The sequence below is a fragment of the Bifidobacterium callitrichidarum genome, assembly GCF_003129905.1.
Lineage (GTDB): Bacteria > Actinomycetota > Actinomycetes > Actinomycetales > Bifidobacteriaceae > Bifidobacterium > Bifidobacterium callitrichidarum.
In genome coordinates this window covers 119,603-136,014 of sequence record NZ_QFFM01000002.1, presented here as the reverse complement: position 1 = coordinate 136,014, position 16,412 = coordinate 119,603, and the positions used below count along the sequence as shown (strand labels likewise).

Here is a 16,412-nt window from a genome sequence, read left to right as displayed (position 1 = left end):
GCAGGATGGGAACGAGTGTTTCACCCCGGTATGTGTCCTGCTCGCTGGTGCGGTACTGCGCGAACCGGCAGTTCTATTGGTCGGTGTTTGCCGTGCTGGCGCTCACCGCGTTGTTCGCGGTACTGGACGTGCAGACGATCTCCTCGACGGTGTCCATCGCCGCGGACGGCGCCATACGCTCGACGGATTCCCTGGATCCGAATCCAATGCATATCGTATCCGACGCCGTGCTTGCCTCACCCTACCAGACCTCGATCATCCTCATTCCGATCATCGTGGCGTTGAACGTCGCGGCAGGATTCCGCTCGGGAGACGAACGACAACTGCGACTACTGGTCAACCGACCTTGGCCGTTCGCAATTGGAGACATACTCGCGACCGTGATCTACTGCGCTGGCGTCTCACTGCTATCATCCGCACTGAACGTGGTGATACTCGTCGCAGCGCTGCCTCGCGACCTGCGGCCCATGTTCCTCACCGCGACCGTCGCCACTACGCCGTTGCGTGTCACGGTGTTCGCCGTGGTCATGGGATTGATTGGCTACATAGCGGCCACGGTCACGAAACGCGACGTGCCGGCCTTGGTCGTAATCTTCCTGTTGCTCATGGTCTCGCTGTCCGGCGTACTGAAAGTCATCCACGCTGATGTGCTGCTGCCGATGATCGGCGGCAAAAGCTTCGCGTTCGGAAGAGTCGACGAGACAGGTGATCCTTCAATGGGTATTTCCGTGACCGTCATGGTCTGCTGGCTAACCATAGCGCTCTGTGCAGCCGAGATCCTACGTGGACGGTCTTTGCGGACGCCGAAGGTATAAGGGGCGGTCTTGTAATGATTAAGACTCTGCTCTATAAGGATGCGACAGCACGACCTCTGCGAATCGCATGTATGGCAGCCGCGTGCTGGGTGATCGTCGTATACGCTGTCGCGTTGATGCCGATCAGTATGGATGCGTCCGGGAACAATCCATTGAACGATGCAAGCAGCATGACCCTTGCGTCACAGACGACGGTGATCATCGCCGCAGTTCTGGCGAACATCGAGATCAGGTCGGGCGAAACGATGATGGCGGCACTCATCGCCGGCTCCCGATGCCGCATGGCTTGTGCCTTAATGGCGGAGAAGGTCGCGATTATACTCATCGCCGGACTGCTCCTGACCGTGCTGAATACCGTTGGCAATGGCATCATCTATGGGATTGGCGATATCGGCCGTCTTACGTTCCAGTACCTATTGCTAGCGGCGATGAACGGCATCGCGGTGCTGTCGCTATCCCTGTTCGCAAGGAGCGTGCTGCTTGGCCTATCCGTCTACGTGTTCGTGCCCATACTGCTCAAACCGTTCATCGTCTACCTGATACCTGCTATGAATGGACTGTTCTATCCGGATGCGATACGTGCGATGACTGAGGGTCACTCACTTGTTGGGATGCTGGTGCTGATCCTATGGCTGTTTGTCTTCCTGATCATGGGTTGTGCGGCGGCATCCAGCATGTCGTCGGTAGCTGGCATGACGTATTCACGTCAGAGGGCTAATATAAGATAACGGTTAGAGCCAGCCCTGCGGGGATATGGAAGTTGAGACCGGTGCTCCCGTGATTCACGGGACCCGGTCTCCGCGTATCTACATCAACGCAACCCGCTCGTCGATGATCTTGGTATCGGTAAACAGATTGAAATCCTGCAAGCCCAGCCTGGTGTCCACATACGCTCCAAGAGCCTGGTCCGGCAGCCACAGGAGCGGCTCGGCGTCTCCTCGCATATGAGTGATTCTGATTCGCGAGACCACGCCCGTACGCTCCAACTGCATCCTGTGCGCGTTATCCGCCTTATTCAGAACATCGGTTCTTGCTTCCAAGACCAACTGTTCAATGCCGTAACCTTCAAGGATGGGAAGCAGTCGTTCCAGGCACTTGCGACGCGCGCGTTCGTCCTTCATGTGTGCCATTCGTTCGCCGACCACGATGATGTGGAGCGATTCCATTCCCTCCAAGGACTTGATGACCTCGTTTTTGAATCGAGGCGTCATGTCGTGCCAGTGCAGTTTCTTCGCACCGGCGGGTTTCAACCGCATGAGCTTGCTTCTGATGGAGTCCGGTTCTCCCTCGATCAGGGATGCGCCTATCAGATACCAAGGATGATCCAGATCCTTGTTCCTGATGCTTTCGTCGCCCCAAGCGGTAGACAACATCGTGAACCTCCTGAGAACGGTGCCAGCCGATAAAACCACCATGATATCAGAACACGCCATGCGTATTCGGCCTGCTGCAGACCTCATTGCAAGACACCGAAACAGCTTGCGAAAGCCAATGAGGATTCCCTCTCAGACAACCGGTCACGGTGTTTCATGTCGTCTTTAGCTGACAGACGTCTCTCCGATTGGCGTGATTCCTCGCGGACGATCATCGTGGAGGTATAGAACGTAGCAATTTCGGTAATTCGGCGGTCAAACCGAAGATCTGATTACACACGTCATAACGTTTGGGGAGCGGCACTGATGGAACCGATACACACTTGCGAAAGTCTCGATGAGGTACGTGCCAATATCGACTGTATCGACGACCAACTCGTCGATCTGATAGCCGAACGTGGAGCCTATGTGGCGCAGGCCGCGCAATTCAAGAGGAACGCAGACGACGTCAAGGCGTCATCTCGCGTGGACGCGGTTATTGCCAAGGTGCGCGGGTTGGCCGAGACATCCCATGTCGACCCGGATCTGGTCGAAGCGGTCTGGCGCACGATGATCGAGCACTTCACCAATACGGAGATGAAGGATTTCATGCACCGATAGGTAGCAGAGCAAATCTTACGCGATGCCGTAGCCGATTACCGTGTGAGGTTTCTCCTGATTGAGAGTAACGAGTCGGCACACTGCATGACCAACAGTGGCACCAGCGGTAGAAAGTATCGGCTGTTGATGCCGACTACTCCGGCTTGTCCGGTCAACGTGAACTGCGTCCATATCGCCGCGTACACCAACGTCACGCATCCCATAATCGCCGTCCACGACATCAGCCAGAACAACAGGCGTTGCCGATCACGTCTCCAGACGATGACGGTCAGCATCAAAGCTACAACGGTAAGCATCCAGAACAGGAACAGCAGTGGCGGCTCCCACCATGACCATCCCTGCAAACGGACGATACTGTAGAACATCCGCGGCAGGAACCTGTGCGGGGCGGATAGCAGCTCCCGTTGCCGCCGCAGCACCTCGCTGTACGGGACGCGCGACGGGTTCGTGGCGAACCCGGTCCCGAGCTTCAACCACGTCAGCAACAACATAACCGACAACACGCATCCGGTGACGAGGATGAACCGTGAACGCATGGGCACACGGCGATGGACGATCATCGGCAGCAACGCCATGAGCAGGCACGGCGCATACGCGAACTTCGACAACGCCAACACCCCAGTCATCACAACCAGCAGCACGCAGTCGCCGCCTGCGAGCCGATCGGCTTGCAGGCATCGGATCAACATGCAGGCCAATGGCAGGAACAGTGCGACCACCGTCGAGTCGGGAGAGAACATGAACGAGTCAGGCAACGCCAAACACACGGACAGCACCCCGGTCAACAATCGAAACCAGCGCGACGAAGGAAGCCCGGCCAGCACACGCAGGCCGATCCACACTGCCGTGATATAGACGGCCAACTGGAATACTTCGGCGAGATAGAACCGCCATGCCACGTCCAATCGCAGCAGCCGTCCGACCGTGAAGGCGGCCAATTGTGGCAGGTATGCGATCGGCGGATACACGGCGGTGTTGTCGAACGGTACCTCGCTGCGATGCCCGTCATGGACGGTGATGGATGTGGCGTTCACCAGTCCGGATACGTAATGGCGGTCGTTGGCCAGCGAGAATGCGATCACGTCGTCGTCGACCCAGCCGCCCGTGTTGTGCGCCGCGTCGGGATGATAGTCGGACGTCGCATGCACCGTCCGGGCGATCACGTCACCGTTGAGCATCGCATCCACCCGGTACACGTGCGCCCACACGTCCGGCGTCGACCCCGGAGGCACCGTCACGATGCCCAGCATCCCGCACAACAACGCCAACGCAAGCACGACGACCGACGTTCGACCTTGACACGACCGGCCATCGTGGCCATTCGGATACGGACTCATGACAAACCACCACAGGACTCCGCGACCGGCACCATGCCGGACAGACAGCATCCATGATGACCACACGCCGGCGATTCACGCCAATCAACGCGAAATCCGTCAACCAAAGACGACAGCAGAAGACAAGAACACGACGATCCGGCCGGCCGAGTGTAATGTGATCCACATCGTAATAAGGGAGTAGGGGAGGCGACTATGCGGTTGATTGAGACCTGGCTGGCGGACCCGGAGCGCGCGTTCGAGCTGTTCGCGAAGTTCCCGGCGGAGGAGACGGGATTCGAGAATCCCGCGGCCGGCATGGATCGCGAATGGTTCGCCGCCTATGTGCAGGAGCTGCGCGACGAAGCGTTGGGCATCGGGTTGCCGGACGGCTGGGTGCCGGCCACCAAATACATCCTCGTCAACGACGAGGGCGAGTACGTGGGTATCTTCAACCTGCGCCACCGGCTCACTGACTTCCTGCGTAACGGTCCGGGACACATTGGCTATGGCATCGCCCATGAATACCGTGGCCGTGGTTACGCGACCGTCGGACTGAAACTCACACTCGCCAAGGCGCGCGAACTCGGCATCAGGGAAGCATACTTGTGCGTTCACAAAACCAATCCGGCGAGCCTTGCCGTGCAGCGGCATTGCGGCGCGCGCATCGACCATGAGAACGAACGGGAATACTACACGCGCATCGACACGGGCATGGAGACCGACGCACGATGAATGATGACGTAACAAAGCCGAGTCTGCCTTTGCCGTCGGAATACGCGAATCTGCCGAAGGCCGAGTTCATGGCGCCCGGACCGGAACGCGACCAGCTGGTAAGACTTATCCTCAACGGCACGAAGACCGCCACAGCCGCGCTGTTGATCGACTATATGGAATGCAACGATCCGTTGCCCCGCATCGGTGATCGTTCCGTACTGGTCGATTCCGATGAGCATGGTGTGGCGGTGCTGACCGCCACCGACGTCTCCGTTGTTCGTCTGGCTGACGTCACCGACCAGCATGCGTTGGCCGAAGGCGAAGGTGACACGACCGCGGCACAATGGCGGCGCACGCATGAAGCGTATTGGAATTCAGCCGAATACCGTTCCTGCTTCGCCGACCCAGCGTTTCCGGTCGGCGACGATACGCTCGTCGTGCTCGAACGCTTCAAAGTCGCGGAACTTGAAATGACCAACTATTGATAGGCCTGCTATTGGAACTATGCGAGAACACGGTAGATTAGTTTCGTTAACGACTAATCCGCCGGAACCCTCGTCATCTTTGTTCCTATCGTTTGCGACGTGCAACAACGATGCAATGGTGCATCAAATCGCGATTGGCCGTTTTCCGTATCCTTGATTGGAGTGCGGCTTCCCTGGATTCGGTTTGGATGCTGCGACGCTGCACTCCATTAACAGACCGAAACAGCAGTTAGGGACGTGTTGCCCGTAATGCCGGCACTCGTGATTGGCTGCGAATCCAATCAGCAGCCTTCGGATCGATGGCGCAGGCAATCCAGTGGAGATTGGCGCACTGTTCATCCAGATAGCGGTGTTCGTCGGCAAGGTTGTCGAGCACGATGTGCTCCTGATGCGATAGACGATTACGCAGGTCACGCATCGTCTTGACGTGGCTTTCGAACATGGCTCGCTTGCGAGACGGATAATTTGGCATGCCGCCGTTCGCCGGGTCACGAAGCGCCCTCCACACGGTCTGTTCCAGTCTGGACGAGAGCAGGAAGCACCATGAGCCAAGCGACATGTCGGCGATTACGCGCCCTGGCGTGACCGGTTTGCCCGAATACCGTATCTGACGTTCAATCTCGTCAATCGAGTTCTCGAACCGCTTCGTTCTCGCCGAGTTGAATCGAAACCTCGTGTCATCCTTGTACCAATCGTCATGCCCGCATGCGTTGGAGAGACGAATGGACATGAAATTGCGCAACAGCACCCCCACATGCGCGATATCCTCAAGCAGGGCCTTAGAGACACGCCCGTTCCATACGTACAGGTCGACCGCGTCGCAGCCGGTGGCCTGCGCGGAACGTGCATAGGTGTTCATACGCTCGACTGAGAACTATCGTTCAAGATCCGCGAACGTGACGGGTTGACCTTCAGGACTCATGCCAGATATACTACTGGCGAATGCCCCGGAACGTCACTCATGCGAAACATCATGAAACCCCGGGGATTTTTCTTTTTGCAATAAAGCTGGGCTATGGGTCATAGGCCAAATTGGGGTCATAAGCCAAAATGTGCGTCTGGCGGTCTAGTCGTTTGACTGCCATTCGACGCGGGTGCGGAAGTCGTTCCAGTCGATGCCGATGCCGTATTTCGTGGGGATGCCGAGGCGCGATTTGGCTGCCGAACGCTTCAAAGTCGCGGAACGCTGCGCAACCGCTACAAGGAAAGTGTTCAGCAATCCGTGCGAGTGCCAACTCCAGTAGGGGAGTATATGCCAAACCAATCGGACCAGGGCGATGCAAGGATCAGCTTGATTCCCCTTACGTCGCCCCCCACATACCCTGAAACGGCAATGAGGGTAATGCGCTCGATGAACCAGGGGTGATACAGGCATGTTCCATGATTCGGCGAACGCACACTGGAATCGTACTGACACGAGTCATACGGCGGGTCGCAAGGTGGCGCTCGCCGACGGGAAGAAGGCGCGATCATGGTTAATCGACGGTATTCACAGCATCGCCGCACCGCTCATGCTTCTGTAAAACGCAAACCTCATGTTGCGATGGATATCGCGGGCGATGCGTATCCCGAACAGCAGGTCACGCTGTCCATCGTCGTGCCCTGCCATAACGAGGAGGCATGCCTGCCGCTGTTCCTGTCATCCGCCGCGCAAGCCGTCTGTGAGATCATGGCGGCGTATCCTGGCACGACGGCCGAAGTGGTGCTCGTCGACGATGGTTCCACAGATGGAACGGTAGCGTTGCTGCGGCAGTCCGCGGATGGGCAACTGTCCTGCCGCAACCTGGCGGCGTCAGCCCGTACCAGCGATATCCCCGCGCCCAGCCAAGAAACTCTGCCCTTCGCAATCCGCTGGCTTTCGCTATCCCGCAACTTCGGCAAGGAAGGCGCGCTGCTCGCCGGACTTGACGCCGCGCAAGGCGATGTCGTGGCGGTGATGGACGCCGATCTGCAGGATCCGCCATCATTGTTGCCGCGCATGTTCGCAATGCTGGACGACAATCCGACGATCGACTGCGTGGCGACGCGACGTACCACGCGCGCGGGCGAACCGCCGATCCGATCCATGTGTGCGCACATGTTCTACCGGCTGATGAACGCCATGTCTCCAGTCGATGTGCCCGATGGTGCGCGTGATTACCGCATGATGCGTCGCCGGGTAGTCAACGCGCTGACGTCGCTGACCGAACGCAACCGATTCTCCAAGGGACTATATGCGTGGGTGGGGTTCCGCACTGAGTGGATCGATTATCCGAACACGCGCCGGGTCGCGGGCAGGTCCAGTTGGAACTTCTTCGCGTTGGTCCGCTATGCGATTGAGGGACTGATCTCATGCTCCACCGTGCCGTTGGCCGTGGCGTCGTACATCGGATTGCTGCTGTGCCTCGTCGCGTTCGGAGCAACCTGTTTCATCGCGGTGCGTGCGGCCATGTTCGGCGACCCGGTGGCCGGCTGGCCGTCGCTCGCGTGCATCATCACATTCATCGGCGGACTGCAGCTGATGTGCCTGGGTGTCATCGGGCGGTATTTGGCGAACACGTATCTGGAGTCCAAGCGCCGGCCGAACTACATCGTGCGTGACGGCAACATCAACGGTCGTGATGCCGGCAACGTTCGTTTCGTCCGTCCGACTCATGACGGGAAGACGCCGTCATGATCGCGATGAACGGCGAAACTACTGATACGAAAGCCGGACATGTCGGCGGACGCGCCGACAACGGCAGCGCAGGTTCCATTGCGTCCATCGTCCATCGCTTGTTTCCTGTACTGGCCGCTGGCTGCGCGCTGACGACGACTGTGTTGAGCTGGCTGATGGGTCGCAACCAGTCGTTGTGGTTCGACGAGCAGTATTCGCTGATGCTGGCGAGTCGACCCATATCGGAACTGATCGCACTCACCGCCGTAGACGCGCATCCGCCGTTGTATTATCTGCTGCTCAAGGCATGGATGCCCATCGCCGGCGATAACGTCGCGATCCTGCGGATACCGAACTGCGTATGCCTTGGATTGGCCGTGTTCGTTCTGATCATGCTGATGCGTGATCTGTTCGGCGATCGCGTCGCGACGGCGTGCATGCCGATGCTCATGTGCGGCGGATTCATGTTGCGTTACGGCTACGAGCTGCGCATGTACTCGCCGGCGATGCTGCTGACCGCGGCCGGTACGGTGATGCTGCTGCACGCGGTCGGCGTAATCGAGTCACGCGGTCGTGGCCCTCGAAACGCGATTGACGGACGTGATGATCGCCGGAATATCCGTCGCTTCCTTGACGGGCATCGTCGCATCGCATGGTGGTGCGCGTACGCCGTGACCGTCGCGCTCGGCATGTTGACGTTGTATCTCACCGCGTTCGTGTGGTTGACACATGTGATCTGGCTGGCTGCGCGTTCGTGGCGGATGCGACGATTGTCGGCTTGGCGATGGCTGTTTGCCTATATCGCATCGGTCGTCCTCTTCCTGCCGTGGATGCCGGCATTGCTGGGTCAACTCGGCAACTCCGTGCTGCCTCCGGTACGTCGGCGCACGAACATGTCCGGTATGGCCAATGCGTTCGACATCATGCTGCTCGGCATGACGGAAAAGGAGCTGCCGTCGATCGTCTCGCTGCTGGCCGCGGCCGTGATGATATCAATCGTCGGACTATTCGGTGCAGTATGTCTCCTTGCACGACAGCAGCAATCAATCCGGACGACGGTGTCGAGGCAATCCACCGAAGCCGCAGGGCTGATCGTCATGCTGTTCGCCGTACCGACTGCGCTCCTGATGGCATGGTCCGCTGTCAAGGAACTGTCCAGCGGCGGCTACGGCATGTTCTCCGTACGTTATCTGAGCGTGGTCGCGCCGTTTTTCTATGCCACGTTCGCGCTGGCATGCGTCATCGCGTATCGGTTACGCTGCCGTCGTGCGGTACTCGTCTACGTCATGGTCCTTGCGATACTCTTCGCCGGAACAATCGTGTACGGCGTGCGTGGCAACCATAGTTTCGACCGCAACGATACGCCTGGATCGTCCGCACTCAGCCAACAGGTCTCCTGTTCGGCCGCGCAGCCGGTCGTTGCGCAGGACGAATACACGTACATCGACGCATACTGGTACTACCGCGACTGCCCGTACTACTACTTCTTGGAAAAGGGCGACGTTTCAGAGCGCGGCGGATACGCGCCGCTGCATGGTTCCCCTGCGCAGCTGAAAACCGTCGCCAACCTCAATGCGGACCGATTCACACTACTGTCCTGGTCTACAACCCGCAACTACGACAGATTCCTTGGCGTCACGGCCAACCAGTGGACGCAAACCGGCATCATCAAACGTGATGCAAACGCAGCCATCACCTACCGCCGATGACCGGTTCTCACAGAACAGAAAACTCTGAAGGCATCTTCCGAGGAACAACACTGACGCGAGGACAACGGGATGGTCTAAAAACCATCGCTGAAACCACTGTCATGCGATTGCTTGACGTGATGTTGTACCGTCGGGCGTTCCCGGATTGAATAGATATAGCGATGAAACCGAGTCCCGAGGAAGGGAAGTGATCGCAATGGGAAAGTTCGCTCATAACACGTCGGTGCAAAACTGCAGTACCAGACGACTGGTCGTGATCCTGGTGTGCGTATCCGTAGCATTGCAGGCTCTCGCATTTGCAATCCCGGGAGGCGTCTTGGGTTTGCTTTGCCGAGCCGTCGGAATGTTGCTGTTGGTCATGGCTTTGCTTGCGGCTTTGAAAGGCGACGTGAAATCAAACTCCTTTCTCGCTACAAGGATTGGTATAGCTGCGGGCTTGGCGGCCATCGCTCTGGTGGCTGTGCGCTTGTAACCCGAGCTGCTGAACCTGCCGATGGTTTTCATGGCCTGCTCGGGATGCAGACGTCCAGTTGCCAGTGTCGCTGCTCCGTGCGGATGGCGAAGCTGCCGTTGGTGGTTTCGATGATGGTGCGGTAACGGTCGAGGCCGCTGCCCAGTCCGAGCTTTCCGTCATGTTCGGCGATGGTGTCGCTGACGGAGATACGGGTCTCCTCGGCATTGAAGCCGATGGAGACGGCGTACCATTCGGCCGGGTCGGCGTGCTTGGCGATGTTCGCGTACAGTTCCGTCAGCAGGCCCGTGAGCAGTCGCATCACGTCGAAGGAGAGCGGGCGGCGGAGTTCGCCGAGCAGGTTGTCACCGGTGAAGCCGAGCGATTCGAGTTTTGTCTCCTCGTCGTCGATCAGGGATTGCAGTTCCGCCTGCTGCACGGCGGCACGATCTGCATCCGGTGCCAGCGGAAGCGTCGACGTGATTCGCGGTTCCGATGGTTGTGATTGCGGCTGTTGCTCTACATGTTCCTCGAGTGATTCGATGACCTCGTGAGTGTGGGTCATAGTGCGATCGGCTGCGTCGCGTAGTTCCCGGAGCTGTTGCCGGTATTCAGGTTCGCTGTTGGGCATGCCGTTGGTTTCGGCGTGGTCGATGCGCAGGATCAAGTAGGCGAGGTCGTTGCTGATGGTGTCGTGCAGGTCGCGGGCCGTGTCCTCGCGTTCCTGCTGGCGGCGCAGCAGATACGAGTCATGGTCACGTTGCCGCATCATATGCAGCAACAGGCCGGTCACTAGTGGGAAGCAATAGAATGCGAGGTTCTGCAAGGTCGCCACCAGCAGGCGGCCGCTGCTGGGTTCGACACCGAACGTGGTGGAGATGAGCAGCATGCCGGTGGCGATCGCACCCGACCATGTGTCCAGATAGGCGAGGAACCCGGTGCAGGTGATGATGACGGCAAGCGGCGTGATCATCGGCATCGCCAGCATGAGCATCTCCCCGGCCACGAGCGCCGCCCACAGGAACCATCGCGGGCGGAACATGCCGCCGATCAGACCGACGAGCATCACCAGAACCAATGCAAGATGCTGCACGCTCACCGTCGAGGAGGCATCCGCCGTGGCCCGGGCCATGTATTCCGCGATGAGGGCCGCAGCCAGCAGCACGCAGGTTACGGCGATGACCGGATGATCGTGGCCGTAACCTGCTCGGCCGATAAGCCGGTTTACAGCAGATCGTATCTGGCGCATGCCTCCAGCACCTCCCTGCGGCTGGCCACGCCGAATTTCTCGGCCGCGCGATGCACGTACGTGAACACGCTGCCCTTGGTAATGCCCAGCCGGGCCGCGATCTCATCGGTGGTCAGGCGCTGCGCGTACAGGCGTAGGATGTCCTTCTCGCGCGCGGACAACGAGTCCTTCATGTCCTCGGACATCCTCGCCGGGACCGTGCCGGACAGCAGCGCATGCGCCGATGCCGCGTCACGGAAGCCCAAAGCTGCCTGCGCAACGGTCGGCATGCCGGCAGCTGCCCGCCGCACCGCGTCGGCGATGTCGGTTTTGAGCTGTTCCTTGGCGAGCAGTCCCTGCGCGCCGGCTTTGATCGCCTCCGCCCGGTAGACATCCGTCGAATACGAGGTGACGCAGATGACGCCCACTTTGCTCGTCCTGCGGCGGATGCGCCGGCACACGTCCGCGCCCGTGATGCCGCCCAACGCCATGTCCAATACGAGCACGTCCGGCCGCGTATGCGCGTTGTGGCAGTGCTCGATCGCCACCGCCGGCGAACCCGTGCCCCACACGACATGGAAATTCCGGGACATGGCCGAGATCATTGCGCACATCGCATCCAACGCGAACGGATCATTATCCAACACGCCAATGCGGATCACGCCCGCCGCGTCCGGCTCGCTTCCAAGTCCCATAAAGCCCACTGTACCGCCGACGACCATTGGTTTCCCGGCATGAAACGGCGCCGCTGTCATGCGATCGCTTGACATGACGTTGCGGATGCGATGCGCGAGGGTATGTAATGCATTGAGCTGGCCGGATCTGCCGATTCGATATCGATCGGTGTGACGGCTGTCATGTTCCGGCAAAGGTTGGAGGACACCACATGGACAGGTCATCTCCGAATAGGTTCCGCGTCTCCGTTGTCGTGGTGTCACTGCTGTTGGGTGTGTTGTCTTCGTTTCTTGCCTGGGCTGTGTACTGGAGCGTTCTTGATTGGCGTGGCTCGCAATGGGGCATGTCAGATGCGCGGACGCAACTGGTGCTGACCGCCTCGGCGGATGCCGGGCACGACGACGGGAAGAATCTTGAGGCGACTCGTAATCTGGCCAGGTATCTTTCCGGTCACGGTATTTCCCTGTTGGAGGGTTCCGTGGGGGACGGTTGGCCGGCGATCGTGTTCCAGTCGTCGGGGTCCTCCATCGGTTGGGCCGATGCGCTTCCGCGCGGATGCCAGGACGCGGACAGTCGCATGGCCTGTGTGATCGAGTCGTCGTTCTCGGCCGGCCAATGGCGCGAGCATGGGGATGCCCCGCTGCTGCCCAAGGGGTTCTCGATCGGCGGTATCGTCGAGGTTCCGGGGTGAACGTGGGTGGCAACCTGCAGTACGTGCTCCCGTTGGGGGCGGTTCCCTTGTTTCCCGGCAGCGTGTACGTGAACACGAGCGACCCGCAGCGGCTCCGGGAGATCTCAGATCTGTTCGCGCGCTGCGGCATGGACGTGACCCGGCCGCAGGCGCAGTCGTTGTGGTCGTCCCTCGCCGGGGATTCCTTCGTGGGCATCACTTTGTTGTTCCTCATACTGGCGTTGGTCTGCGCCTGCGTGTGCGTGACGACGATAGAGACGGCGAGGAAGGCCGACCTGCACGTCAGGCGACTGTTCGGCGCCACCGGAAGACAGGTGTGGGCGGGCCGGGTGCGCGAGGCCGTTGTCCCGATCGTGATTGGCGTGCTGGCGGGAACCGCGTTGAGCGCCGTCCTCATCACCGTGGTGTCGGGCAGGACCGGCATCGGCCCGGCCGTCGCGTTCGCTGCGGCCTTCATTGGCGGCATGGTCCTGACGGTGCTCGTGACGGGCCTGGCCGAATGGCTCGGCATACGATCGAATGACGAGGTGGAACGATGATCCATGAACTGATGACCGGCATCCGCATGGGATTGAGGCGATGGGGATCGATCCTCGGCATCACGCTGCTCGTCGTCTTCGCGGGAAGCGTGTTCACGATGACGCTCAGCGACGTGCTGACCGAGTCCAGCGTGATCGGCGGCGAGGCCCGTCTGCGGGCCGCCGACGCGGTCACGTTCTCCCCGCAGTACCTCCTGCAGTCCCCGAGCAAGACGGACCCCAAGGTCGCGGATGGCCTGCAGGACATGCTGGAACAGGGCAGGGCGTACACCGCGATCATCAACAACATCGAGATCGACGATCCCGGGTTCGCCAACGGCATACCGGCCATCGTCCTGATGGGCAACGTCGACGACGTGTTCCCCCGGCTGGGCTTGTGCTCCCACGCGCCCTGCGCGTCCATCGGCTACCGGGTGGACCGGTCGCAGGCGCCCGACAGCGTGCATATCGCCGGCACCGACGTCAAGGTGTCCGGCACGCTGCCGGCCTCGGCGGCCATATTCGACCCGAACACCGCCGGCATCAACCTGGACCGGTATCTCGTCATCCGGCTCGACCCAAGTTCGCTGAACCGGCTCAACGACATCGAACTCGAAGAGGCGGTGACCAAAACGGTCATGTTCGACCCATCCCGAACCCAGCTCGACGAATTCATCACGGGAAGCCGCGACGCCGGCCTGATACTCGTGCCGCACCGATTGAACACGGAACAGCCCCAACGGGACAGGGACCTCATCGTACGCGCGCTGATGTACCTGCTCGGACTGTCCGCCTTCCTCGCACTCACCGTCATCGTGATCATCCGGACATTGTCCGTGAGCCTCGCAAGGGAACGGCCGTCGATGCTCGTCCGCCGGCTCTACGGCGCCACCGCCGCAGACGAGACGATCCGCGTCGCCGGACTCATCCTCAGCATGCTGCTGCCCGCCGCCGCGACGCTGGCATGCTTCCAGCTGATAGGCGAACCGGTGGCCACCGCATCCCGGACGATGATCGCCATCATCCTCGTCATGGCGATCCCGATCTGGACGACCGCCGCGCGACGCGCAACCACACACATCCAATGAAAGAAGCACCGGCAATGCCACAGACGACCATAGACGCCCGACACCTGACCAAACGATACACGGACGGGCAAGCACAGCTCCTCGCCGTGCACGACATATCCCTGCACGCCTCGGCCGGGGAGTCGATAGCCATCATGGGACCATCCGGATGCGGCAAATCCACCCTGCTGCGCATGATCGGACTGTCCATGAAACCCCCTCCGGCTCCCTGTTCCTGCAGGGACGCCCGGCACCGGAAAACGACACGGACCGTTCCGCATGGCGCAACCGCATGTTCGGCTTCATCCCGCAGGACTACGCGATCCCTCGAAGACGAACCGGCATGGGTCAACGTCGCCATCCCCGTGGAATACGCGAACCCCAGGATCGGACGCGCCGAACGCAGGCAACGCGCCACGGCCGCACTGGAACAGGTGGGCCTCGCCGGCAAGGCACGACGCATGCCCCGGCAACTGTCCGGCGGCGAACAACAACGCATCGCCATCGCTAGGGCGACCGTGATGCACCCAGCCATCATCATCGCCGACGAACCCACAGCCGCACTCGACACGCACACCGCCGACACCATCATGACCACGCTCCTCGCGCAATGCAAACAAGGCACCACACTCATCCTCGCCACACACGACCCACGAGTCGCAGCCCAGTGCGACACCACCCTCACCATGCGAGACGGCGCATTCCTCTGAAGAAACTGCGCCGCTGTCATGCGATCGCTTGACATGACGTTGCCTGTGCCTTTGCTAACGGGTTGAATGAGCCATACCAAATAGAAAAGAAGTCAACAATGGACACGCTACTCATCATCGACATGCTGCCCACGTACGGGCTGCTGTGCTACCTGCTGGTCAGCATTTGCGTCACGCTGGCGTTTCGCTGGCTTGCGCATGCGTGCGAAGACCGGCGGCGGCTGCGTTTCGCCGTCATCACACTGCTGATTGGCTCGCTATCCGTCGCTCTGCTCGCCGGCTGCGTGTACACCATCGCGATGCCATACGCACAACCGGACATGGTTGATTTCTACCGCACATATCGTCCCGCCACGTTCGTATTCCTCACGGGACTGTTCTGCGTACAGTCCGTGTTCGGCATCATTGCAGTGCAAACATCCCTTAAACGACATACTAGCTGAAAGGATTCGGGGGTATGCTTCTTTGTCTGATTGTGCTTTTCCTGCTGATAGCCCGGTGGTGTTTCTCCATGTACGGGTTCGCGAAGAACGGTCAACTGGAGCGGAATTACCAAATCGGTATCAAGACCCGTTGGACCATCGCCTCGGATGGGACTTGGGAATACATACACCGGAAGTATGCGTTCGTGTTCCTCGGCAGTGGCGTTCTGGTTGCTCTGATGCCGGTGGACGTGCTGGTTGGCATGATCGCGGCTCGCGACATCAATACCATGAACATGATCTGGTGGTGGATACTCCTCGCTCTTGCCGTCCTGCTCGTCGCTTGGCTTATCGCATGCGGGACCATCGCGAATCGCGACGCAAAAAGGCATTACCTGGAATCGAACATATGAAGATAGTCGGAAGGAAGGATAGACATGACGATTAGTATTGCTCCGATCGAACCTCGATGGTTCGAGGAGAAGGCGCAGGTGCAGTCCCAGACATGGCGAGAACTCAACCAGGGGCATATCCCGCAGGAAATCGTGGACGCCATCACCCCGCAATTCGCGCTGAAACTCACCGAAGCCCACGCCAAGGACCCCGATCAGGTCGTGCTGGTGGCACTTGACGACGATCATGTGATCGGGTTCGCGGAACTATTGCGTACGCCGCGTCCGCCGATTGACCGTCCCGAGGCGGCGGAACTGGCCTCGCTATACGTGTTGACCGACCGGCATAGGCGGGGCGTCGGCCGCATGCTCGTCGAGGCAGGCAAACAGGCGATCGGCAATAACCGGCTCGCGTTGTGGGTCGCCGGGTTCAACGACAACGCGCAGGGCTTCTACCGGCATGTCGGCTTCCATGAGACCGGCCGCACCCAAACCGAAGACATGGGGCTGGAACTCGAAATGATCAGCTACTGATGTAGGGCTACCGACGGCGGTTCTCCATTGTCGACATTCGTGTGAACTCCTTACGTCGCCACTCACATGCTCTG

Annotated in this window: 20 protein-coding genes; 14 read left to right on the top strand and 6 right to left on the bottom strand. The window is 59.8% G+C overall.

Annotation, left to right across the window (positions count from 1 at the left end; genetic code table 11):
* Positions 1-5: 5 nt before the first annotated feature.
* Entirely contained in the window at positions 6-815 is an 810-nt protein-coding gene (locus DF196_RS01390; protein ID WP_241519530.1) for a hypothetical protein, read from the top strand.
* A 14-nt stretch (positions 816-829) separates the two neighbouring features.
* Positions 830-1,543, top strand: coding sequence for a hypothetical protein (locus tag DF196_RS01385; protein ID WP_193852554.1), 714 nt, complete (start codon positions 830-832; stop codon positions 1,541-1,543).
* Between the two features lie 78 nt (positions 1,544-1,621).
* Here the strand turns inward: DF196_RS01385 and DF196_RS01380 are convergent, their stop codons facing one another.
* Positions 1,622-2,188, bottom strand: coding sequence for a hypothetical protein (locus tag DF196_RS01380; protein ID WP_146194648.1), 567 nt, complete (start codon positions 2,186-2,188; stop codon positions 1,622-1,624).
* 306 nt (positions 2,189-2,494) lie between these two features.
* Between DF196_RS01380 and DF196_RS01375 the strand changes: the two genes are divergently transcribed.
* Entirely contained in the window at positions 2,495-2,788 is a 294-nt protein-coding gene (locus DF196_RS01375; RefSeq protein ID WP_109056140.1) for a chorismate mutase, read from the top strand.
* Positions 2,789-2,823: 35 nt separating this feature from the next.
* Here the strand turns inward: DF196_RS01375 and DF196_RS01370 are convergent, their stop codons facing one another.
* The gene (locus tag DF196_RS01370; RefSeq protein ID WP_158276230.1) at positions 2,824-4,125 is read right to left on the bottom strand and encodes a DUF2142 domain-containing protein; all 1,302 of its coding nucleotides are present in this window, start codon (positions 4,123-4,125) and stop codon (positions 2,824-2,826) included.
* A 195-nt stretch (positions 4,126-4,320) separates the two neighbouring features.
* Here DF196_RS01370 and DF196_RS01365 point away from each other — a divergent pair, with 195 nt between their 5' ends.
* Positions 4,321-4,839: a GNAT family N-acetyltransferase gene (locus tag DF196_RS01365; protein WP_109056138.1), complete on the top strand. Its 519-nt coding sequence runs from the start codon at positions 4,321-4,323 to the stop codon at positions 4,837-4,839.
* Positions 4,836-5,306 carry an ASCH domain-containing protein gene (locus tag DF196_RS01360; RefSeq protein ID WP_109056137.1) on the top strand — a complete coding sequence of 157 codons (471 nt, stop codon included), beginning with the start codon at positions 4,836-4,838 and terminating at the stop codon, positions 5,304-5,306. The genes DF196_RS01365 and DF196_RS01360 overlap by 4 nt, the downstream gene beginning before the upstream one ends.
* A 229-nt stretch (positions 5,307-5,535) precedes the next feature.
* Here DF196_RS01360 and DF196_RS01355 read toward each other — a convergent pair whose 3' ends face one another.
* Both DF196_RS01355 and DF196_RS13380 read right to left on the bottom strand, forming a co-directional pair.
* The gene (locus DF196_RS01355; protein ID WP_109056136.1) at positions 5,536-6,165 is read right to left on the bottom strand and encodes an Abi family protein; all 630 of its coding nucleotides are present in this window, start codon (positions 6,163-6,165) and stop codon (positions 5,536-5,538) included.
* 207 nt (positions 6,166-6,372) lie between these two features.
* Entirely contained in the window at positions 6,373-6,525 is a 153-nt protein-coding gene (locus DF196_RS13380; RefSeq protein WP_158276229.1) for a hypothetical protein, read from the bottom strand.
* Positions 6,526-6,777: 252 nt separating this feature from the next.
* Here DF196_RS13380 and DF196_RS01350 point away from each other — a divergent pair, with 252 nt between their 5' ends.
* Both DF196_RS01350 and DF196_RS01345 read left to right on the top strand, forming a co-directional pair.
* Entirely contained in the window at positions 6,778-7,962 is a 1,185-nt protein-coding gene (locus tag DF196_RS01350; protein ID WP_241519529.1) for a glycosyltransferase family 2 protein, read from the top strand.
* The gene (locus DF196_RS01345; RefSeq protein ID WP_109056134.1) at positions 7,959-9,650 is read left to right on the top strand and encodes a glycosyltransferase family 39 protein; all 1,692 of its coding nucleotides are present in this window, start codon (positions 7,959-7,961) and stop codon (positions 9,648-9,650) included. The genes DF196_RS01350 and DF196_RS01345 overlap by 4 nt, the downstream gene beginning before the upstream one ends.
* A 500-nt stretch (positions 9,651-10,150) precedes the next feature.
* Here DF196_RS01345 and DF196_RS01340 read toward each other — a convergent pair whose 3' ends face one another.
* Together DF196_RS01340 and DF196_RS01335 are read right to left on the bottom strand one after the other, a co-directional pair.
* Entirely contained in the window at positions 10,151-11,350 is a 1,200-nt protein-coding gene (locus DF196_RS01340; RefSeq protein ID WP_241519528.1) for a histidine kinase, read from the bottom strand.
* Entirely contained in the window at positions 11,326-12,024 is a 699-nt protein-coding gene (locus DF196_RS01335; RefSeq protein WP_109056133.1) for a response regulator, read from the bottom strand. The genes DF196_RS01340 and DF196_RS01335 overlap by 25 nt, the downstream gene beginning before the upstream one ends.
* Positions 12,025-12,347: 323 nt before the next feature.
* Between DF196_RS01335 and DF196_RS01330 the strand changes: the two genes are divergently transcribed.
* The 7 genes from DF196_RS01330 (at position 12,348) to DF196_RS01305 (ending at position 16,338) form a co-directional block, all read left to right on the top strand.
* Entirely contained in the window at positions 12,348-12,695 is a 348-nt protein-coding gene (locus DF196_RS01330; RefSeq protein WP_146194646.1) for a hypothetical protein, read from the top strand.
* 2 nt (positions 12,696-12,697) lie between these two features.
* Positions 12,698-13,234, top strand: coding sequence for an FtsX-like permease family protein (locus DF196_RS01325; protein ID WP_146194645.1), 537 nt, complete (start codon positions 12,698-12,700; stop codon positions 13,232-13,234).
* On the top strand, positions 13,231-14,301 hold the full coding sequence (locus DF196_RS13375; protein WP_158276228.1) for a hypothetical protein: 1,071 nt from the start codon (positions 13,231-13,233) through the stop codon (positions 14,299-14,301). The genes DF196_RS01325 and DF196_RS13375 overlap by 4 nt, the downstream gene beginning before the upstream one ends.
* A gap of 14 nt (positions 14,302-14,315) precedes the next feature.
* A complete protein-coding gene (locus tag DF196_RS13370) occupies positions 14,316-14,990 on the top strand; it encodes an ABC transporter ATP-binding protein (RefSeq protein WP_158276227.1) in 675 nt (224 codons plus the stop codon).
* Positions 14,991-15,088: 98 nt separating this feature from the next.
* Positions 15,089-15,433, top strand: a complete 345-nt coding sequence (locus DF196_RS01315; protein WP_109056130.1) for a hypothetical protein — start codon at positions 15,089-15,091, stop codon at positions 15,431-15,433.
* Between the two features lie 14 nt (positions 15,434-15,447).
* The gene (locus DF196_RS01310; RefSeq protein ID WP_109056129.1) at positions 15,448-15,825 is read left to right on the top strand and encodes an SdpI family protein; all 378 of its coding nucleotides are present in this window, start codon (positions 15,448-15,450) and stop codon (positions 15,823-15,825) included.
* A 24-nt stretch (positions 15,826-15,849) separates the two neighbouring features.
* Complete coding sequence (locus DF196_RS01305) at positions 15,850-16,338, top strand: GNAT family N-acetyltransferase (protein ID WP_109056128.1); 489 nt, start codon at positions 15,850-15,852, stop codon at positions 16,336-16,338.
* Positions 16,339-16,412 lie beyond the last annotated feature (74 nt).